The sequence below is a fragment of the Paenibacillus sp. FSL W7-1287 genome (assembly GCF_038004245.1).
Lineage (GTDB): Bacteria > Bacillota > Bacilli > Paenibacillales > Paenibacillaceae > Pristimantibacillus > Pristimantibacillus camelliae.
Map to the genome: position 1 here is coordinate 470548 of NZ_JBBORD010000002.1, position 19424 is coordinate 489971.

A 19424-nucleotide genomic window follows, 5' to 3' on the forward strand; every position below is an offset into this window, starting at 1 on the left:
TTGTTGTTCCCTGATAGCTCAGTTGGTAGAGCACTCGACTGTTAATCGAGTTGTCACAGGTTCGAGTCCTGTTCGGGGAGCCATTCATGGAGAAGTACCCAAGTGGCTCAAGGGGACCCTCTGCTAAGGGGTTAGACTGCGTAAGTGGTGCGTGGGTTCGAATCCCACCTTCTCCGCCATCATTTTTCTTAATAGGAAGATGCTGATAATGGACCGAACTAACCGGTCTTTTTTATTTTCCTAGATTAGAAAAAAAAGTTGTTGCATATTGTAAGTTGATGTGTTAAGATACATCTTGTCTCTTTTGAAGTTAGTTTGCACGGCCCGTTGGTCAAGGGGTTAAGACACCTCCCTTTCACGGAGGTAACAGGGGTTCGAATCCCCTACGGGTCACCACTATTCTTATGAGAGCAGCTCGCATGAGTAACAATAATCATGAGAGCCATTAGCTCAGTTGGTAGAGCACCTGACTTTTAATCAGGGTGTCGAAGGTTCGAGTCCTTCATGGCTCACCAGTTTTCTTCTAAGTAAGTCAGCTGGATGAATATTATAATGTTCCCATTTGCGGTAGTGGCGGAATGGCAGACGCGCCATCTTGAGGGGGTGGTGGGTGAATACCCGTGGAGGTTCGAGTCCTCTCTACCGCACCATACATATAAACGTTCAAGTCCTTGCATAGCAAGGACTTTTTTTGTTATTTCATCGAATAGGTGATATAGGTGATAAGTTATGAAGATTGAAGAAATCTATACTCGAAAAAAATTAAGACAAGCAAAATTAAAGCAACTCTATGATTTGTATTTTTCGGGAGGTCCAGAATGGCCGTCTAAAACTAAAGTTATGGGTTTTACAGGAACAAAGAAGCAATTGTACATTGATAATGAGCATCACAAGGCATATCGTTATCTTTTCGCACGGCAGATGGGATTGATTACATAGAAGCCCTCATGCTATCTGAAAGCGAAAATACGTAAGTTGTATTCGTGTAATAGTCTACAAAGTTATATCTTATCGTACGGTTAGCTCAATTTATTTCTAATTGAAATCAATTCGTTAATATAGTGATCGATCTGTGCCTGAGTTTCCTCGAGATGATCGGTTGCTGAAGAACTCCGAGTATCTGGCTCAGGGTTTTCTAATAGGTCTAATGTTAAAGCAGCTGCATAGGCAGCGATTCCATCACCAATTACCACTATAGCAGCACCGATAAGTGCGAGTCTTGCGATTTTTATTTCTCTGGATTCCTCGTCATTTCTATTCTTCATGATGATGAATTCCTTTCTGTAAGAACGGGATAAGAACCTCTAGGCACATTATATGCGGTACGTTCGACTATGGAGACAAAGAATTAAAAGGACCGAGCACTATCCATCAAGTGGTCAAGAAGCTGTAGTTACATGGGAAAACCTGCTAGTCCTATTATGGAACGATGTATGTTAGAATGAGGTAGAGAGGGGCAAGCACCTTCTTCTAAAGGAACTTAACGTTTGCGTGGTGGCTTACGTTTCTAGGTTCCTTTTTCTATATCTACATTTTGTTAATTCAGAGCCGCTTCTTAGAAGCGGCTTTTTTTGTGCTTGTACAGCTATTTCATTGGGGAATTGTCATGTAATCACTTGATAACGAACATTTGTTCGCATATAATGATAGTATTAATTAATGGCGATGATCTGATGTAACTGTATGTTGGCAAGATCCTTCCATTATATTAATAGCTCTGTTTAATGGAGGTTAGATCATGGAAAGCAAGCAAAAGAAGAGGGTAATTATAGACAGGCGGGAGCTTATCAGCGATGCACTACGGCAAAGTATGCAGTATAAAGTATCGTTGTCACTCCATATGTATGATCCATATGAGGAGCTTAAAGTAGTAGGTATCGTCAATAACGTTAGCACATTACATGGACGATTTCGAGTGGATGATGATTGGTTCAACATTGAGGATATAGAGGATATCGTTGTCGAAGATACGAATAAAATTTGATTTCATGAGGCTTTGTTAGATTGCAGACAGCTATAATATCTAATGCTGCAATGAAGCGAGCTGCAGTTATTGTGTCGTGCCACAGAGGCAGAACAGCCGCTCATCATGCGATGAGCGGCTTTGTTAATTAGCTATTTAGTCAAATCCTACTGCGTTTTATTTTGGTCGTCTGTTTTATTATAGAGAAGGTAGGACACTAAGATACCGACTCCGCCCAGTACCGTAAACAGGATGGACTTAATGAGAATGTTTAGGAACGTAATATCAATAAATACGACCTTGAATGCGATCACGAGTAGTAGAATAATACCCGTTAAGCGTGCCTGTGCAGCACTGCGAGTCGCTCCATATGCAATGGCGATAATAGCGTAGAGCAGCCATGCAAAAGAAACAAAATATGGCCTTGAGTCTGACGTACCTATTAGCTCACCTACAAGATTACCGAATATCGTAATAAACCAAAAGGCTAGTGCAGCTTCAATCCAAAGGATGGTTGACAGCCATACCTTAACGTTCGCCGGATTATGCGCCTCTTCTGATTGTAGGGTTTGCTTGCATTCACGATAGATGACTGGGAAGCTTGCAAGAACGACAATCCAGCAAAGCATCTCATAAGAGAGAATGGCATCAAGCGGCTCAAACATAATACTAACGGTGCCGATACCTAGCGCTGCTGCTCCGAACCAGCGTAGCAGGTTAAGGTTATCCCTTAAGCCGTACAGAACGAGCGTGACACCGGTACCGTAAAGAATAAGATTCGTGTATGGAGTGCCAAGCAAATTTATAAAGAAGCAAATTAGCGCAAATGCCGCCAATAATGCGCTAATCTCAATACGTAGCTTGAATGGTGAGCGCTGTTCATGCTCCTCATTGGCTTCTCCACGTTCAAAAAATAAGATAGCTACAGCGTAAGCTGCTGCGATGATGATCGATACGATCAGGAAAATCGTGCTCTTACCGCCGTAAATATGTGCTGTCCAGCTTATGATGGCTAACACACCAACAGCCTGCATGACATGAGACTCAGCATGAAGCTGCTTTCGTTTCATATATTGAATGAATACAACGAGATGCTGTGCCAGCAATGCAGCAATCAAGAAGCCATTGGAAGCCTCCGAATGCACGTTGCTTGTAATAATTAATGAAAAGTGCAGTAAAAAATATGCGATGCCGTGAGCATATCGGTATTTCAGTGCTGAGCTGAGAAGCATCATGCTAATTGAAATAACTAATTGTACAAGCAGGTATGGAATCGCATGTACATTTTGAATATCGATTAGATATACGCATAGATATGCTGAGAATATCGCGATACATACGAGCAGCTGGGAACGCCAGCGAATAGCCGAATAGATAATAAGAGCACAGGATAATACATAAAAAGCAGCGGCTATGACCACACCGAACAGTTCATAGGATAGATGAGCTATTGATATCGTAATAATTAAGACACCATGAGCTCCTCCAAGCAGCGCTTTTCCGAGTATGGGTCGCTTGCTCCGCTGATGCTGAAGCATACCTGTGACGTACATTGCGGTTGCTAGCAGTAAGCCTAATATACAGCGAACCGGCTCAGTAATAAGACCAAAAGCAACGCCCGCTATAAACAGCATAAGAATACCGATAAGCAGGATGATGATAAATACTATTGGAAGTACATAGCGCACCAAAATGTTTTCCATGCTTCGGCCGGATGCTTTATTAGGTTGATTTGACACCATGTTAGGAATCGGCTGATTGCCAAGATTAGGCTGCATATGGTTCGGGAAGTACTGCTGCTGACCAGGAGCTCCGTGCTGTAAGTGCTGTGGCTGCCTTGGACCTGCGCCCTGCTGTACATGCTGCTGCTGTCCTGGACTTGTGCCCTGCTGTACATGCTGTTGCTGCGCTGGACGTGCGATCTGCTGCAAGTGCTGTGGCTGCTGCCCTGGAGCTACGACTTGCTGTACATGCTGCTGCGCTGGACGTACGCCTTGCTGTGCATGCTGTTGCTGCGCTGGATGGACGCTCTGCTGTACATGCTGCTGTCCTGCACCAGTGCCTTGCTGCCCTACCGGATTTTGTTGCAAATGCTGTTGTCCATCAGCATTATGGTGCACCTGTTGCTGTGGCCCGCCCATACTCTGTTGCTGATTTAATGGTTGTCTTGTAGGGTTACCCTGATAATCAGCTGCAGGTGGTGGGTGAAGGGCTCCCTGCTGTATTGTTGCTTGTGTCTGCTGGGGGGGCGATTGCTGCTGTCCCCCGGAGCTTTTTTTCAGCTGCTGCAGCTCTTGCTCTACGGCTGCTAGGCGCTGTTCAAGCTCTGACACTCTTTTATTCCACTCGATCTGGATCTCCTCCTTGAGATGAATTGGTCATATACGTTCACTTTATTCTCAAATATTGGTATGATATACGTGTTTTGATTATATGCTATCAATACAATTTCAATTAGAGAGGGAGAGCTTAGTTAATGAAAAAATGGTTTGCACTTATTGTAATGCTTACATTATTACTACCGGCTAGTATAGCTTCTGCTGCAGCTCCGACAGATCCTATTAAGGTTTTTGTTGATGGCAAGCAAGTGAAATTTGACGTCGACCCGATTATGTCAAATAATAACACATTGGTCCAATACACAACAGTGTTCAAAGCACTAGGAATGAATTATTCATGGGATCAGCAAGAAAAAATGGTAACGGGCTATAATGATTATATTTTAATGCATTTGAAAATTGGAGAAAATGTTGCCTACATTAACAACAAGCAAGTAAAAATGGATACAGCTCCGACGGTACTTAAGGGCAGAACGCTCGTGCCTATTCGCTTTATAAGTGAGGCAACAGGCGCAAAGGTTGTTTGGAATGGGAAGCAACGTACGATTAATATAACGTCTGCTCCTGAAAAAACCGAGCTTTCAGTATGGCTTAGAGATCAGCAATGGAATGACAGCTTTGCCTCCGTTATGGAAAGTGAAAGTTTAGAGCTGATCGATCAAGACAAAGCACATATACGCTATGAAGCGATTGACATAGCTGGCTTTACAGCATATCCTACGTACTATTTTGATGGAGATAAGCTGTTTAGTCTTGATTATACATTTGATGTGCAGGCTCAATCGAATATGGACTACTTGCTTGCCATTGGTACACTTTATAATGAATTGGAAGCACATTTTGGTGAGCCGTACCGCGATGAGCTCTACTTCTATGATGAAGCTGATTATCATGAAGATGTTGAACAATTCGCAGATAGCATCGCAGCTGGTGAAGCAGAGCTAACGACAACTTGGCAGATCGGATATACGGAAATCGAGCTTGCCGCGTTTAGCGATGAGCAGGGTGGAATTGATCTGTATATCTCTTTGTTTAATACAAAATAATGTAAAGCTAACGTTAGTTAAATAGTGGGCATCCTCAAGCAGGATGCCTTTCTTTTTGAAGAAACCTTAAATAAAGCTGAAAAAACTGTGACCATTTGTTGAAAATGCCGTATAACATATCAGTAATCTAGAGAGGAGAGAACAACATATGAGTTTTGAAACATTTAAGCCAGAGCAGGGACCACCGAACAATAATAAACCAGAAGTTAATATGAAGTCAGTAAGAAAATTTGTCGTTATTGCTATTGTTGCAGTTGCATTGCTTTATATTGGTTCGACGTCCTTCTATACGGTAGAGGAGAGGGAAAGAGCAGCGGTGTACACCTTTGGTAAAATTACACATGAAGCAGGTTCAGGTCTGCACTTTAAACTTCCGCATCCGATCCAACAAGTACAAATCGTTCCTGCTGAGCTAACCCAAAACATTGCTATTGGCTATCGTGAAACAGCCAGCGGAGATGAAGTAGTAGAGGAAGAGGCAATGATGATAACAGGTGATGAAAATATCGTAGCAGCTGATGCGGTTATCACTTGGAAAATTAATAATATTAAGCATTATTTAACGAATATCGAAAACCCGGAAACCTTTTTACGTAATGCGTCTATCGCTTCCATTCGCTCAGTCATTGGTGCTCAGAAGCTGGATTATGTCATCACAGACGGTAAGACAGAAATCCAAGAGCTAGCTCGTATCCAGCTTGTTGAGCTTATGGATAAGTACGAAACAGGAATTCAAATTATTGACCTGAAGTTCCAGGATATCGAGCCACCTAGCGGTGAAGTTTCGGATGCATTCCGTGCAGTTACGAATGCGCGTGAGCAAAAAAATACGAAAATTAACAATGCGATGAAATATGAAAATGATCGTATTCCAAAAGCACGCGGTGAGGCTCAAGCGTTAATTGAGCAGGCTGAGGCGGAGAAAGCATCTCGTATATTGAACGCACAAGGGGATGTTGCTAAGTTCAATGCGATCTATGCGGAGTACTCAAACAATAAGGATATTACGGAAAACCGTTTAATCCTTGAAACGTTAGAAAAAATTCTACCTAATGCTCAGATTTTCATTACGAACTCTAACAGCGATACTGTGAATTATTTACCGCTTAATGAGATGATGAATCGCTCAGGCTCTACAGCAAGATCAAGCTCGAGCACGACAAGTCAGTCTCAATCAACACCAAGCACCAATAATTCTCAATCGTCAGCACAGTAAAGGAGGAGCATAAGATGAAAAAATGGTATGGATTAGCAGCACTTGTTATCGTATTCGTTATTATTGCTGCTGGCTCGCTGTTCGTAGTTAAGGAAGGCGAATATAAAATTATACTGAGATTCGGAGAAGCCATTGATGCAAAGAAGGAGCCTGGTCTTTATTTTAAGGTTCCGTTCATTGATAACGTTACATCGCTACCTAAATATCAGATGACCTATGTCAATGCTCCAACTCAAATTATGACGAAAGATAAAAAGATTATTTTCGTAGATAACTATACGGTGTGGAGAATTAATGATCCGCAAAAGTTTATTAAGACGAGTCACACGGTTTCTGCAGGTACACGTCGTATTGATGAAGCGGTATATAACTCAGTCCGTCGTAAGTTATCTGAAGTAAACTACGATGAGATCATTAGCGAGAATACCGCACGCGGTAATTTGAATGATGATATCACTAAGGACGTCGCGGTAGCTTTACAGCGTGACGACTACGGAATCCAAATTGTAGATGTTCGTATCAAGCGTACTGATCTGCCAGAGAGCAATAAGGAAAGTGTTTATAATCGGATGATTTCTGACCGTGAATCAATTGCTGCGCGTTACTTGTCCGAAGGTGATGAAGAATCTCGCAAAATTACGTCTAAGGCTGACCGTACTGCACTTGAGCTAATGGCTCAGGCTGAAGCAGACGCGAAGAAAATCGTTGCAGAAGGTGAGCAGGAAGCAGCTAAAATCTATAACGACGCTTACGGTAAAGACCCGCAATTTTATAATTTGTATCGTACATTAGAAAGCTATGTCGTGACGCTAAGCAATGAGCCTGTCATCATGATTCCAATCGATTCACCATATGCTAGCATACTGCTAGGTCAGCAATAAACGTTGACACAAGCGAATACTCAGAAGTACCAAAAACTAAAATGAACGATGAAGCAGCTGTTCCCAGTACAGGGAACAGCTGTTTTTTATGCAATAAGAGCCAGTTGAAGAGGCATTCACATAGCTAGAGCGAATTCGGGTGGTTCAGCTGCGTGTTATATGATAATTCATATAACTAGAGCGTTTTACGTCGAAACAGCAGCGTTTTATATGATAATTCACATAACTAGAGCGAATAACGGCGATACAGCTGCGTTTTATATGATAATTCACATAACTAGAGCGAATGTGGTCGAAACAGCTGCGTTTTATGTGATAATTCACATAACTAGAGCGAATGCGGTCGAAACAGCTGCGTTTTATATGATAATTCATATAACTAGAGCAAATTCCGGCGATATAGCTGTGTTTTATGTGATATTTCATGCCTCGAAAGATTTACGAGGAAACTTTATTAAAAATTTGGTAGGTACTATACAAAAGCTGAAAGATATAGTATGTTACTTCTCGGACAGTATCGATGTGAACATCTGAAAAAGAAGGTAACTGAGCATGGCACAACAAAATAAGCCTCATCATCATTATGCTTTAGGCATGCATATGCCGCCACGAGTTTGGTGGAACGTTCGAGTTGATTTTATTGCTACACTGTTTTTTAGCTTATTTAACGTCGTAATGAATCAATTTTACATTGCCTTCGCGATTCAGGAGGGTGCATCGAATTTACAGGTTGGCATATTGTCGGCAGCACCTGCGATCGGCTTAATCTTTTCGCCTATCTGGGCATCCTGGATCGAAAAAAGCAGCAGTCCGAAGCCATTTACGATATGGCCGAATATGATTGGCCGCTTGCTATTACTACTACCGGCAATATTTCCTGATCCCAGTGTATACGTGGTGACAGCGGTTATCTTCCAGCTGTTAATGGGCATTCAAGCTCCTGCCTACGCAGCGCTAGTCTCTCGGATATATCCAACGAATATTCGTGGTCGATTAATGGGATACGTACGTGTAGGTTCGGGTATGCTGATGATTCCGCTAGCTTATCTAGTAGGAAGCTGGGCAGATATATTAGGACCACGTGGTCCACTTATTGCTGCGGCAATCGCTGGGTTTATCTCGGTTAGTATTTTCAATTCTATTAAAGTGTCAAAGCAAGGCAGCGCTCCAAAGACGAGCGCCGTTAAAGAGGTCGCTAAGGTAGGGCGCAAGCAGAAAATTATAGAGCAGTTTCAGCTTATAAAAAGCAATCGGCTGCTTGCGATTTTCTTAATAGCAACAACATTTTCGGGCTTTGGCAATATGATCTCCATTCCACTGTATCAAATTATTCAAGTGGATATTCTCGGGCTAACTAACGTAGAGATCGGCTATGCGCGTGTAGCCTATTATGTTGCGCTGTTGCTAACCTTTTGGCTAGGCGGCATTATGATAGATAGAATAGATATTAAATATATTCTGCTTATCGGCATAAGCGCGTACGCAATCGTTCCTATGCTGTACAGCTTATGGGGAACCTATCCAGCTGTACTGCTCGGTAATGGCATCCAAGGGATCGGAGAAGCGATCTGGGATATTGGCATTATGGCATTTATATTTAAGATTGCCCCAGGTAGAGAGGCTGTAGTATTCGGCATCCACCTTATGTTTTTTGGGATTCGCGGGTCTATTGGGCCAATACTAGGAACTTCATTAACGAGTACCCTTAATATCGATGTCATCTTAATGATCGCGTCGACGTTTGCTTGGATCGGCACATTGCTCTTCTTATGGGGAAACAGAAAGGAACCGCAATTAGCGGCTCAAAAATAGCAATTCATACAATAGCAATTCATACATTAATGTAGGTATAACCAAACAAATAGATATAAACAAAAAAAGCCTGGCTATTGAACGGCGCCTTAAGGTTAGAGAATGTCTAACCTTAAGGCGGAAGTTCAGCCAAGGCTTTTTCTTATAGAGAGTATGTTTAGTATAGAGAAATAGTAAGAGTATGGTGTTCAGTCAACGCATGCAATGTAGCCTCGGAGCCTACGATCTCAATACTGATCAGCGTAGCTAGACATTGCTTCAGCGCTTGTTTGCCAGTTTCCCATTTGCGATTAAGAATGGCTTCAAGCTTGCGCATTGCTTTCTTATTTTGTTCACTCATATATACAGGGATTGCTTTATTTTGGAATACGAGTGTAGTTGCCATGTTACCAACCTCCAACACTGCGATGATTTATATACAGTGTAAAGAGCAAACCTTAATATTTCCTTAAAAAATTTTGAAAAAACTATGATATTCGAGCATTATGCCACAAATTCCGATGAAAGTTTTCTCATAATGAATGGAAGCCAGAAATTTGATCATACTTTTAAGGATTCAGCGCCCGCATGAAGCATTCGTTTGCGATAGTCTGATGGCGTACAATTCATTTGCTGGCGAAACACTTTTACGAAGTAGCTCATATGATCAAAGCCAACATCCATCGCAACAGAGGAGATCTTATTGCTCGGATCAAGCAGAAGCTCCGCTGCACGGCGAATTCGGTACGAGTTAAGGTATTCGATCGGGGTCTGACGTGTCATGCTTTTGAAGAAACGAATAAATTGGCCCTCACTCATCGGGATTTGCCCAGCAATTTCAGCAATTTTTAGCGGTTGATGATAATGCAGCTGAATATAGGTGATCGCTTTTTTCAGGCGTAGCGATTTCGTTTCATTGTTTAATCCTTTGCTTCGATTCACATGTCTGCCCTGCGGCAGGATGGTGTGCAGCATGGCGTACAGCTGTTGCTTCGCCGCCAGCTCATAGCCGAGGTCACCCTGATCACAGATCGATAGCAGCTCGCGAAGCTGAAACAACAGCTGACGCTCCCAACGTGAATCGCCTGTAATATGAACTGGAAATGTCTTCGTACGGTCTAGAAAGGGAGCAATATAATTTGCTTGTATATGATCAAAGCTGGAGCTTGAAAGCAGCTGTGAATCAAACACAACTGCACCGTACATACAGGTTGAATTGTTATACGAATGTCCAGCATGAATTTCTCCGCTATCAATGAACACCGCTTCCCCTGCCTTGACAGGAAAATAGTCCGTGTCGAGCTGGAACAGTACTTCGCCCTCCATTACATAAAAAAATTCAACCTCATCATGCCAGTGGCATTCGAGTATCGGTGCGCCTGCAATATTTTGATCTATCCAGTAGGAGGCAAGCGGAAAGGAATCATTACCATGTCTTCTATTTTCCTTCAAGCTCGTTTTAATTGTTAAGTCCATGCAACTCACCTTCTCTTCAAAACATCAAAATAGTGCTATATTTGAGCATTATTCTGTTAGATTTAATGAAATAATATCACTATAATGCAAGTATAACACATATATTACTGTCCAAAACATTTTCACATAGAAAGGTTGTGCAGATCCTATGAAATTTCAAAACGGAAACTGGTTAATCCATGAGCAGTTCAATGTTCAAGGCGCAGTACAAGCACATGATTTTTATGAAAAGGATGGAGTGCTTACAGCTTACGCTGCTCCACGTCCGATCGTAACACGTGCAAATATGCTAGATACGATGCTGCTTACGATTCAATTTCACTCTCCGCTTCCAGGTGTCATTGGCGTTAAAATTATTCATCATGCGGGTGTTCGTGATGTTGGTCCTAACTTTGAGCTATCCAAATCTGCTGAAAGTCATGCAGTTATCGAGGAGACAGATGAGTATGCGATGCTGACAAGCGGCAATCTAAGCGTACGAATTGCAAAAGGTCCTGAGTGGAAGGTTGACTTCTTACGCAATGGCAAGCGCATCACAGGCAGTCAGCAAAAATCTATGGCTTACATTAAAGAAGGCAAGCATAAGGCGTACGTACGCGAAGAGCTTGATCTTGGTGTTGGCGAATGGGTATATGGTCTAGGCGAGCGCTTTACTGCATTCGTGAAGAATGGACAAACGGTCGATATTTGGAACGAGGATGGCGGTACGAGCTCTGAGCAAACGTATAAAAACATCCCATTCTATATTACGAACAAAGGCTACGGCGTATTTGTTAACCAGCCTGAGCTAGTTTCCTTAGAGGTTGCTTCAGAGAAGGTGAAGAAGGTTCAATTCAGCGTAGAAGGCGAATCGCTTGAATACTTCATTATCGATGGTCCAGACATGAAAGGTGTACTTGATCGCTATACACAGCTAACAGGTCGCCCAGCATTGCCACCAGCTTGGACATTTGGTCTATGGCTGAGCACATCGTTCACAACAAACTACGATGAGCAAACGGTAAATTCCTTCGTAGACGGCATGGTAGAGCGTGATCTTCCGCTTCATGTATTCCACTTCGACTGCTTCTGGATGAAGGAGTTCCATTGGACGGATTTCAAATGGGATGAGTCTGTATTCCCTGACCCAGAAGGCATGCTTGCACGCTTGAAGGAGCGCGGATTGAAAATTTGTGTATGGATTAACCCATACATCGCTCAACGCTCTCGCTTGTTCGAGGAAGGTAAAGCGAACGGATATCTTGTTAAAAAGCCTAATGGCGACGTATGGCAATGGGATCTATGGCAGCCTGGCATGGCGCTTGTAGACTTCACAAACCCTGCAGCTTGTGAGTGGTATGCATCTTACCTGCGTGAGCTAGTAGATATGGGCGTTGATAGCTTCAAAACAGACTTCGGTGAGCGTATCCCGACAGACGTTGTTTACTTTGACGGCTCTGATCCATATAAAATGCACAACTACTATACACAGCTATATAACAAAGTTGTATTCGAAGTGCTGGAAGAGAAGCTTGGTAAAAATGAAGCAGCCGTATTTGCTCGTTCAGCAACAGCTGGCGGTCAGCAATTCCCAGTACACTGGGGTGGAGACTGCTACGCGGACTATGAATCAATGGCAGAAAGCCTTCGCGGCGGTTTATCACTAGGCTTGTCTGGCTTCGGCTTCTGGAGTCATGATATTGGCGGCTTCGAGAATACAGCGCCAAGCCATGTGTTCAAGCGTTGGCTGCAGTTCGGCTTGCTATCCAGCCACAGCCGTCTACACGGTTCCAAATCTTATCGTGTGCCTTGGGATTATGACCAAGAGGCAGTTGATGTAACTCGTAAGTTTACGAAGCTAAAAAGCTCACTAATGCCATACTTGTACAACACTGCTGTTCAAGCACATGAGCAAGGTATTCCATCTATGCGTGCGATGGTATTAGAATTCCACGGTGATCCTGCCGTTGAGCAATTGGATCGTCAATATATGCTTGGTGATTCCTTGCTAGTTGCTCCTATCTTTACTGAAGAAGGCGAAGTAACGTACTACTTGCCTGCAGGTAAATGGAACCATCTATTAACTGGGGAAACGGTTGATGGTGGTGTATGGAGAACAGAAACCTACGACTTCATGAGTCTACCGTTATTCGTTCGTCAGAACAGCATTCTTGCAATTGGGGCTGTTAATGATCGTCCTGATTATGATTTTGCTGACGGTGTTCAGCTACAACTGCATAACTTGCAGGATGGTGCACAAGCAAGCACAGTTGTACGCGACGCGAAGGGTAATGTTTCATTGACAGTTGAAGCTTCTCGTAGCGGGAATGCGATCACTGTAGCTGTAAAAGGCGCAAGCAAACCATTCTCTGTAGCAGTGAAAGGTGAAGCAGCGGCTAAAGCAGTTACAGGCGTTGACGCAAAAGTAGAGGAAGGCGTTATTAGCCTTGGTGCTGTCGGCGATGCAAGCTTTACAATCGAGCTAGCTTAAGTGTAAATATTAATTTTTATGAGCTTCAGATGCCGGCAATGCTGGTATCTGGAGCTTTATTTCATATAGACAAAGTATGGAACATAAAGAGTGATAACTGGTATACTGGTAAAGCGCCTAAGCGCTATATTTAACTAAAGGATGTGGCGAGAAATTGCTCCCCATAATAAAGGTGCTTGGTTCAGCTTCAGTTGGCGTCCTCTTGTTTCAGCTGCTTCATTTGCCGATGCCGTGGCTGCTTGGACCTATATTTTCAGTCATGCTAGCTCAGCTTACGATTCGAACAAAAACGAGCTGGGTATGGCCTAGCTGGCTTCGTAACTGCGGATTAGTGCTGCTAGGAGCTGCAATAGGTGAAGCCTTTACCAGATCAATATTTTTGAATATCGGAAATTATTTGCTCTTGATGCTGATGCTCAATATTGTACTGCTATTATTTTGTATATTGCTCGCATTCGTTACACAAAAGCTAACAGGAATGTCTTTTATGACTGCATTAACCTCTAGCATACCGGGTGGATTATCGCAGTCTGTTACGTTTGCAGAGGAGCATAAGGGCATAGACCTTGGCACTGTTACATATTTTCAAGTCATCAGGGTACTCTCCATTGTCAGCATCGTACCCTTTATCGTTAGCGGTCAATTGCTGCCCGATGCTGTACACCACCCGGAAGAACCGTTTTGGAAAATTGCACTGTATGTGCTGCTCGCTTTTGCTTCCGTTCCGCTAGGTAAGCTGCTTAAGCTGCCTGTTGCCTATTTTTTAGCACCGGTTGTTGTAGGCATTGTCATTAATGCTTTCGGAGTTCAGCCACCAGCGATTCCTGATTCGATGCTGCATGCTGCTCAGCTTTCTATAGGAGCATATATTGGACTTATGCTAAAGCCAGACATGATTAAGCTCCCCTGGAAGGTCATTATGATGGGACTTATTAGCGCGATAATCCTATTATTATTTAGCTATGGCTGCTCGATTGTACTCGCACAGCTTGCGCAGGTTGATATGATAACGAGCTTTTTAAGTACTGCAGCGGGCGGGATGGATCAAATGAGCTTAATAGCAACCGCAATGAAAGCGGATCCGGCTTTTGTTACGTTATTTCAACTATTCCGATTGCTCTTTATTTATTTTATTGTATTTCCACTGCTGCAATGGGCTGCTAATAAAGTGACGCGAAAAGCTACTGATCTATCATAATGACAAGATCGCATAAGTTTATGCTAATTCGATTAATGTTTTTCTGCAGATGTATGCGCTATACTTATATCAAGTAAAGCAAAATCCAACATAAACATGAAATATAAGGAGCGCGTGTACAATGAAGAGAATGAATATTGGTGTACAGCTTTATACACTTCGCGATCAATTAGCAGAAGATTTTGAAGGTACGCTGCGTCATGTGGCAGGATTAGGCTATGAGGGTGTAGAATTTTTCCATTATGGTGATATTCCGGCAGCACGCATGAAGGAGCTGCTTGATGAGCTTGGACTAAAAGCAATTGGCTGTCATATTCAGCTTAGCAGCTTAAAGGATAACCTGCAGGCTGAGATTGATTACTTGAAAACGATTGGCTCCAAATATGCAATATGCCCTTGGCTTCCTGAAGAGCTTCGCAGTGTAGAAGCATGGCAGCAGCATCTTGTTGATCTGGCTGCCATTGGTAAAGCATGTACAGAGCAAGGAATCGAGCTAATGTACCATAATCATGATTTTGAATTCAGTACGCGAATCGATGGTCAGATGGTATTCGAAGCATTGTTTGAGCGTGTACCAGCAGAAGATCTAAAGGTTGAGATGGATATTGGCTGGGTACAGTTCTCCGGTATTGATCCAGTTGCATATATTCAAAAATATGCTGGACGCCTGCCGCTGCTTCATCTGAAGGATTACTTAAAGGAAAGCCGCGACCCAGAGAAAACAATTGATACCGTCGAGCTTGGAGAAGGCGATTTGCCACTAGAGGCTATTGTTAAGGCCGCTTCTGATGCCGATGTAGAGTGGATTATAGTAGAGCAGGATTCTTGCACGAATCCACCGCTTGAATCCGTTGCAACAAGCATGAACTGGCTTAAAAAGCACTACTTAAACCAATTTTAATAATCGTACTAAAGGAGAGAGTATTGAATGTCTAAAATTAGAGTTGCAGTAATTGGTTGTGGATCTATCGCAAAATATCGTCATATTCCTGAATATGTTGAAAATCCGAATGTTGAGCTAGTCGCTTTCGTTGACCCTATTATTGAGCGTGCAGAGCACTATGCGAAGGAGCTTGGTGGCAAAGCATACGCCGATTATAAGGAAATGCTTGCAGAGGTAAAGCCAGATGCAGTAAGCGTATGTACGCCGAACTACTTGCATGCTGAGCAATCCATCGAAGCAGCTAAAGCTGGAGCACATGTGCTTGTTGAAAAGCCAATGGCTGTAACTGATGAAGAAGCTGCAGCAATGATTGAAGCTGCTAAAGCGAACAACGTAAAGCTTATGGTAGGACATAACCAACGCTTTATGCCTCCTCACGAAAAAGCAAAAGAAATTCTTAAAACTGGTGTACTTGGCAAAGTGCTTACATTCCGTACATCCTTTGGCCATCCTGGTCCTGATGCATGGAGTATCGACGGTGCAGATAGCTGGTTCTTCCGTAAAGAAGAAGCAATTATGGGCGCAATGGGCGATCTAGGTGTTCATAAGTCAGACCTTATCCGTTGGATGCTTGATGATGAAGTATCTGAGGTTGCTGCATTCGTTGGAACACTAGATAAGAAGGACACTGAAAGTGATGATAACGCATCCTGTATTCTTCGCATGAAATCAGGTGCGATCGGTACACTTGTAGCAAGCTGGACTTACTACAAAGGTGAGGACAACAGCACAATGCTATGGTGTGAAAACGGAGTAATGCGCATCGGTACAGATCCAGTCGACCAGGTTATCGTTGAGCTTCGTGATGGTACAGTTAATAAATATCAAACCGGAGAAATTTCTACGAACGAAAAGCAGCTTTCTAGCTTTGTTATCGATAAATTTGTAGAATCGATCGTTAACGATACAGTACCTGCGGTTACGGGTGAAGAAGGAAGAGCATCACTTAAAGTTATTCTTGATGCATTCGCTTCACAAGAAACAGGAAAAGTAATTAAAGTTACCGAATAATATACGTGAATTTAGAGCCAGTATGGAGGAGACGATCCCTCTATACTGGCTTTCTTTTTATTGAATAAATACAATTTTATTGAAATGAAATCGGTTTCAGTTTAGAATAAAGTTAAGAAAGAGAGGAGGAAATAGAGCATGAGCAATATTATTGTTGAGCAGCGAGCTGATCCTTGGGTATACCTGCACACGGATGGCTACTACTATTTCACAGCTTCTGTACCTGAGTATGATCGCATTGAGCTGCGAAGATCAAGTAGCTTAGAGGGCCTAAAGGATGCTGAGCCCGTAGATATATGGCTAAAACATGAAAGCGGTGTCATGGGTGGCTTAGTATGGGCGCCTGAGCTTCATTATATCGATAATAAATGGTATGTCTACTTTGCAGCAGGCCATTCTGACGCAATATTTGCGCAAAGAATATATGTACTAGAGAATGCATCAGCGAATCCTTTACAAGGGGAGTGGGTAGAAAAGGGGCAGGTGACGACTGATTGGGAGTCCTTCTCCTTAGACGCTACGACCTTTGAGGCTGGTGGTAACCGATATCTAGTATGGGCTCAGGAAGACGCTTCGATGGGTAGAGGCACTAATTTGTACATCGCTCAGATGAGCAATCCATGGACCCTTCAAAGCAAGCAAGTCCTGATCGTAAAACCAGATCAGCCATGGGAAAGAATCGGCCACAATGTTGTAGAAGGGCCTGCTGTACTTCAGCGCAACGGTAAAATCTTTATTACATATTCAGCAAGCGCTACAGATCATAACTATGCGATGGGCATCATATCTGCAGATGCTTCAAGTGATCTGCTTCATCCAGATTCATGGATCAAAGCAGAAGGGCCAGTATTCCGTTCACATAAAGAGACACAGCAATATGGACCAGGTCATAATAGCTTTACAACGACTCTTGATGGCAGCAAGGATATTCTCATTTATCATGCTCGGCCTTATAAGGAAATTGACGGTGAGCCGCTGTTTGATCCTAACCGCCACGCAAGAGCTCAAGCATTTACTTGGAATGCGGATGGCACACCTTACTTCGGTTATCCAGGAAAGTTCATCTAATTTGTACACTGGAGGGATATTGGCGATGTCTACGATTTATGGTGGTTATTTGCTCGCACATTTTATTGGAGAGCAACCAGATGGGGAGCAAGTGTATTTTTCTTATAGTGAGGATGGCTTACATTGGAAGGACCTTAACGGTGGTCAGCCAGTGCTACGCTCTGATTTAGGTGAAAAAGGGGTAAGAGACCCATTCATTATTCGCTCGCCGCTAGATCATCATTTTTATATCATTGCTACAGATCTGCGAATCGCTAGTGGCAAAGGCTGGGGGGCTGCAGTAACCGAGGGCAGCAGAGACATTATCGTATGGAAGTCCGCTGATTTGGTCAATTGGTCTAAGCCTTGGGCTGTTACGGTTGGAATCGATGGAGCTGGCTGTGTGTGGGCACCCGAAGCGATCTATGATGAAGAGGCACAAGATTTTCTTGTATTCTGGGCGTCAGCGACGGAAGGCTTAGATGGCTCAGAGCGTAAGCACAAAATATATAGTGCACGAACGAAAGACTTTGTTCATTTTAGCAACGCAGAGCTATATATCGAGCGAGATAATCATATTATTGACACGACGATCATTGCCCACGAAGGAAGCTATTATCGATTATCCAAGGATGAGACTACGAAAAATATTACGCTTGAAAAAGGTAATAGCTTACATAAAGAAGCGTTCACTGCTGTAACTGCTCCGAATTTAGAGAAAATATATGGTGTTGAAGGGCCACAAATCTTCAAGCTTAACGATCGTGAGGAATGGTGTTTAATTATCGATCGCTTTGCAGAAGGCAAAGGGTATCTTCCACTGCTGACGACGGATTTGGACAGTGGTGAATTCCGGGTCGTGAAGGAAGGTGATTTTGATCTTGGGGCGAGCAAAAAACGGCACGGCAGTGTCATTCCGATTACGATTGACGAGTGTGCGCAGCTGCTAGCCGCATATGGCGATGGACATCAGGTGCTGCCCGGTCAATATGCCGATCCAGACCTTGCGAAGTTTGGAGACCGCTACTATCTGTATCCGACATCTGATGGCTTTACTGGCTGGTCAGGCACTGAGTTTCATGTATTTTCATCAGATGACCTCCGTATATGGAAGGATGAAGGTGTCATTGTAGATTTACTGTCACCTGACGTTCCATGGGCAGTGGGCAACGCATGGGCGCCTGCCATTGCTGAGAAGAACGGGAGCTACTATTTTTATTTCTGTGGGAAAATGGCTAACGGCGTGAGCGCGATTGGTGTTGCTGTTGCACCGGCGCCTATCGGTCCATTTACTGCTATGCCTGAGCCGCTTCTTACGATGGAGCAGATGAAGCGTCTATCGATTAAGATGGGTCAAACGATTGATCCAGCAGTTTATAGGGAGGAAGATGGCACCTCCTATCTATTGTTTGGCAATGGAGATGGTGCTATCGTGCAGCTAGGCAGCGATATGGTCAGTGTCGTTGAGGAAACGATGGCTAATATAGAAGGTCTACATGATTTCAGAGAGGCCGTTACGGTTCTTAAGCGAGGAGGCTTGTATCATTTTACATGGTCCTGCGACGATACAGGCAGTGAGAATTATCATGTTAACTACGGTACGTCGAAGCACCTCTATGGTCCAGTTACCTATCATTACCCAGTGCTCATGAAGAACGCTGAAAAAGGTATGCTTGGTACCGGTCACCATTCGATTATGCAAGAGCCTGGCAAGGATGAATACTGGATGGCGTATCATCGATTTGTCACGCCTTTATCTCGCTTTACAGAAGGAAAAGGCTATCATCGCGAGGTTTGTATTGACCGCATTACCTTTGGTGAGGATGGTCTAATGCAGCCGATAACGCTTTAGATGGTGACTACAGCATATGAGATCACAAGAGCCTGACGGAATTTTACTGTTAACACGAACTTAGCCTTGAACTCACTATAGGACGAAAAACGACCCACTGAGGTCGTTTTTTTCGTTTAGCTCAACTTTATCGATCGCTTGAATTCGCCCGCAAGGGCTCCTTTTCATTCATTTACTAATTTATGTTCACG

The 19424-nt window shown here is 43.2% G+C and carries 16 protein-coding genes and 5 tRNA genes; 17 read left to right on the plus strand and 4 right to left on the minus strand.

Annotated elements, in window-relative coordinates:
* Positions 1-7 precede the first annotated feature (7 nt).
* From NSQ99_RS22080 to NSQ99_RS22105, 6 genes are all read left to right on the plus strand, one after another.
* Positions 8-83, plus strand: a tRNA-Asn gene (locus tag NSQ99_RS22080).
* A 5-nt stretch (positions 84-88) separates the two neighbouring features.
* Positions 89-179: transfer RNA gene (locus tag NSQ99_RS22085), tRNA-Ser, on the plus strand.
* A 142-nt stretch (positions 180-321) separates the two neighbouring features.
* A tRNA-Glu gene (locus NSQ99_RS22090) sits at positions 322-396 on the plus strand.
* Positions 397-439: 43 nt separating this feature from the next.
* Positions 440-515: transfer RNA gene (locus NSQ99_RS22095), tRNA-Lys, on the plus strand.
* 49 nt (positions 516-564) lie between these two features.
* Positions 565-650: transfer RNA gene (locus tag NSQ99_RS22100), tRNA-Leu, on the plus strand.
* A gap of 79 nt (positions 651-729) precedes the next feature.
* Positions 730-939, plus strand: coding sequence for a hypothetical protein (locus NSQ99_RS22105; RefSeq protein WP_340839125.1), 210 nt, complete (start codon positions 730-732; stop codon positions 937-939).
* Positions 940-1019: 80 nt separating this feature from the next.
* Here the strand turns inward: NSQ99_RS22105 and NSQ99_RS22110 are convergent, their stop codons facing one another.
* Entirely contained in the window at positions 1020-1265 is a 246-nt protein-coding gene (locus NSQ99_RS22110; protein ID WP_251669901.1) for a translation initiation factor 2, read from the minus strand.
* Between the two features lie 473 nt (positions 1266-1738).
* On the opposite strand from NSQ99_RS22110, the gene NSQ99_RS22115 reads away from it, so the two are divergent.
* Positions 1739-1984, plus strand: coding sequence for a hypothetical protein (locus tag NSQ99_RS22115; protein WP_340839126.1), 246 nt, complete (start codon positions 1739-1741; stop codon positions 1982-1984).
* Positions 1985-2130: 146 nt separating this feature from the next.
* On the opposite strand, the gene NSQ99_RS22120 is transcribed toward NSQ99_RS22115, so the two are convergent.
* A complete protein-coding gene (locus NSQ99_RS22120; protein ID WP_340839127.1) occupies positions 2131-4296 on the minus strand; it encodes a DUF2339 domain-containing protein in 2166 nt (721 codons plus the stop codon).
* Positions 4297-4439: 143 nt separating this feature from the next.
* Here NSQ99_RS22120 and NSQ99_RS22125 point away from each other — a divergent pair, with 143 nt between their 5' ends.
* From NSQ99_RS22125 to NSQ99_RS22140, 4 genes are all read left to right on the plus strand, one after another.
* Positions 4440-5348: a copper amine oxidase N-terminal domain-containing protein gene (locus NSQ99_RS22125; protein WP_340839128.1), complete on the plus strand. Its 909-nt coding sequence runs from the start codon at positions 4440-4442 to the stop codon at positions 5346-5348.
* A 148-nt stretch (positions 5349-5496) separates the two neighbouring features.
* Positions 5497-6564: an FtsH protease activity modulator HflK gene (gene hflK / locus NSQ99_RS22130; RefSeq protein ID WP_251669894.1), complete on the plus strand. Its 1068-nt coding sequence runs from the start codon at positions 5497-5499 to the stop codon at positions 6562-6564.
* Positions 6565-6578: 14 nt separating this feature from the next.
* A complete protein-coding gene (gene hflC / locus NSQ99_RS22135) occupies positions 6579-7445 on the plus strand; it encodes a protease modulator HflC (protein WP_251669893.1) in 867 nt (288 codons plus the stop codon).
* 552 nt (positions 7446-7997) lie between these two features.
* Positions 7998-9257, plus strand: coding sequence for an MFS transporter (locus NSQ99_RS22140; RefSeq protein WP_340839129.1), 1260 nt, complete (start codon positions 7998-8000; stop codon positions 9255-9257).
* Positions 9258-9414: 157 nt separating this feature from the next.
* On the opposite strand, the gene NSQ99_RS22145 is transcribed toward NSQ99_RS22140, so the two are convergent.
* Positions 9415-9642, minus strand: coding sequence for a 3-dehydroquinate dehydratase (locus tag NSQ99_RS22145; protein ID WP_340839130.1), 228 nt, complete (start codon positions 9640-9642; stop codon positions 9415-9417).
* Positions 9643-9797: 155 nt separating this feature from the next.
* Positions 9798-10712 (minus strand): AraC family transcriptional regulator, encoded by a 915-nt coding sequence (locus NSQ99_RS22150; RefSeq protein WP_251669886.1) that lies wholly within the window; start codon positions 10710-10712, stop codon positions 9798-9800.
* 148 nt (positions 10713-10860) lie between these two features.
* Here NSQ99_RS22150 and yicI point away from each other — a divergent pair, with 148 nt between their 5' ends.
* The 6 genes from yicI to NSQ99_RS22180 all read left to right on the plus strand — a co-directional run bounded on the left by yicI (position 10861) and on the right by NSQ99_RS22180 (position 19233).
* Entirely contained in the window at positions 10861-13182 is a 2322-nt protein-coding gene (gene yicI, locus NSQ99_RS22155; RefSeq protein ID WP_340839131.1) for an alpha-xylosidase, read from the plus strand.
* Positions 13183-13336: 154 nt separating this feature from the next.
* Positions 13337-14380, plus strand: coding sequence for an AbrB family transcriptional regulator (locus NSQ99_RS22160; protein ID WP_340839132.1), 1044 nt, complete (start codon positions 13337-13339; stop codon positions 14378-14380).
* 121 nt (positions 14381-14501) lie between these two features.
* Complete coding sequence (locus tag NSQ99_RS22165; RefSeq protein WP_251669879.1) at positions 14502-15281, plus strand: sugar phosphate isomerase/epimerase family protein; 780 nt, start codon at positions 14502-14504, stop codon at positions 15279-15281.
* Positions 15282-15308: 27 nt separating this feature from the next.
* On the plus strand, positions 15309-16334 hold the full coding sequence (locus NSQ99_RS22170) for a Gfo/Idh/MocA family protein (protein ID WP_340839133.1): 1026 nt from the start codon (positions 15309-15311) through the stop codon (positions 16332-16334).
* A 138-nt stretch (positions 16335-16472) separates the two neighbouring features.
* Positions 16473-17402, plus strand: coding sequence for a glycoside hydrolase family 43 protein (locus NSQ99_RS22175; RefSeq protein WP_340839134.1), 930 nt, complete (start codon positions 16473-16475; stop codon positions 17400-17402).
* A gap of 25 nt (positions 17403-17427) precedes the next feature.
* Entirely contained in the window at positions 17428-19233 is a 1806-nt protein-coding gene (locus tag NSQ99_RS22180) for a family 43 glycosylhydrolase (RefSeq protein ID WP_340839135.1), read from the plus strand.
* Positions 19234-19424 lie beyond the last annotated feature (191 nt).

Excerpts from the sequence above, each read along its gene's own strand:
- NSQ99_RS22115 (WP_340839126.1), top strand. The coding sequence starts at position 1,739 with ATGGAAAGCAAGCAAAAGAAGAGGGTAATTATAGACAGGCGGGAGCTT.
- NSQ99_RS22170 (WP_340839133.1), top strand. The coding sequence starts at position 15,309 with ATGTCTAAAATTAGAGTTGCAGTAATTGGTTGTGGATCTATCGCAAAA.
- hflC (WP_251669893.1), top strand. The coding sequence starts at position 6,579 with ATGAAAAAATGGTATGGATTAGCAGCACTTGTTATCGTATTCGTTATT.
- NSQ99_RS22150 (WP_251669886.1), bottom strand. The coding sequence starts at position 10,712 with ATGGACTTAACAATTAAAACGAGCTTGAAGGAAAATAGAAGACATGGT.
- hflK (WP_251669894.1), top strand. The coding sequence starts at position 5,497 with ATGAGTTTTGAAACATTTAAGCCAGAGCAGGGACCACCGAACAATAAT.
- NSQ99_RS22140 (WP_340839129.1), top strand. The coding sequence starts at position 7,998 with ATGGCACAACAAAATAAGCCTCATCATCATTATGCTTTAGGCATGCAT.
- NSQ99_RS22180 (WP_340839135.1), top strand. The coding sequence starts at position 17,428 with ATGTCTACGATTTATGGTGGTTATTTGCTCGCACATTTTATTGGAGAG.
- NSQ99_RS22175 (WP_340839134.1), top strand. The coding sequence starts at position 16,473 with ATGAGCAATATTATTGTTGAGCAGCGAGCTGATCCTTGGGTATACCTG.
- NSQ99_RS22125 (WP_340839128.1), top strand. The coding sequence starts at position 4,440 with ATGAAAAAATGGTTTGCACTTATTGTAATGCTTACATTATTACTACCG.
- yicI (WP_340839131.1), top strand. The coding sequence starts at position 10,861 with ATGAAATTTCAAAACGGAAACTGGTTAATCCATGAGCAGTTCAATGTT.
- NSQ99_RS22110 (WP_251669901.1), bottom strand. The coding sequence starts at position 1,265 with ATGAAGAATAGAAATGACGAGGAATCCAGAGAAATAAAAATCGCAAGA.
- NSQ99_RS22105 (WP_340839125.1), top strand. The coding sequence starts at position 730 with ATGAAGATTGAAGAAATCTATACTCGAAAAAAATTAAGACAAGCAAAA.
- NSQ99_RS22165 (WP_251669879.1), top strand. The coding sequence starts at position 14,502 with ATGAAGAGAATGAATATTGGTGTACAGCTTTATACACTTCGCGATCAA.
- NSQ99_RS22145 (WP_340839130.1), bottom strand. The coding sequence starts at position 9,642 with ATGGCAACTACACTCGTATTCCAAAATAAAGCAATCCCTGTATATATG.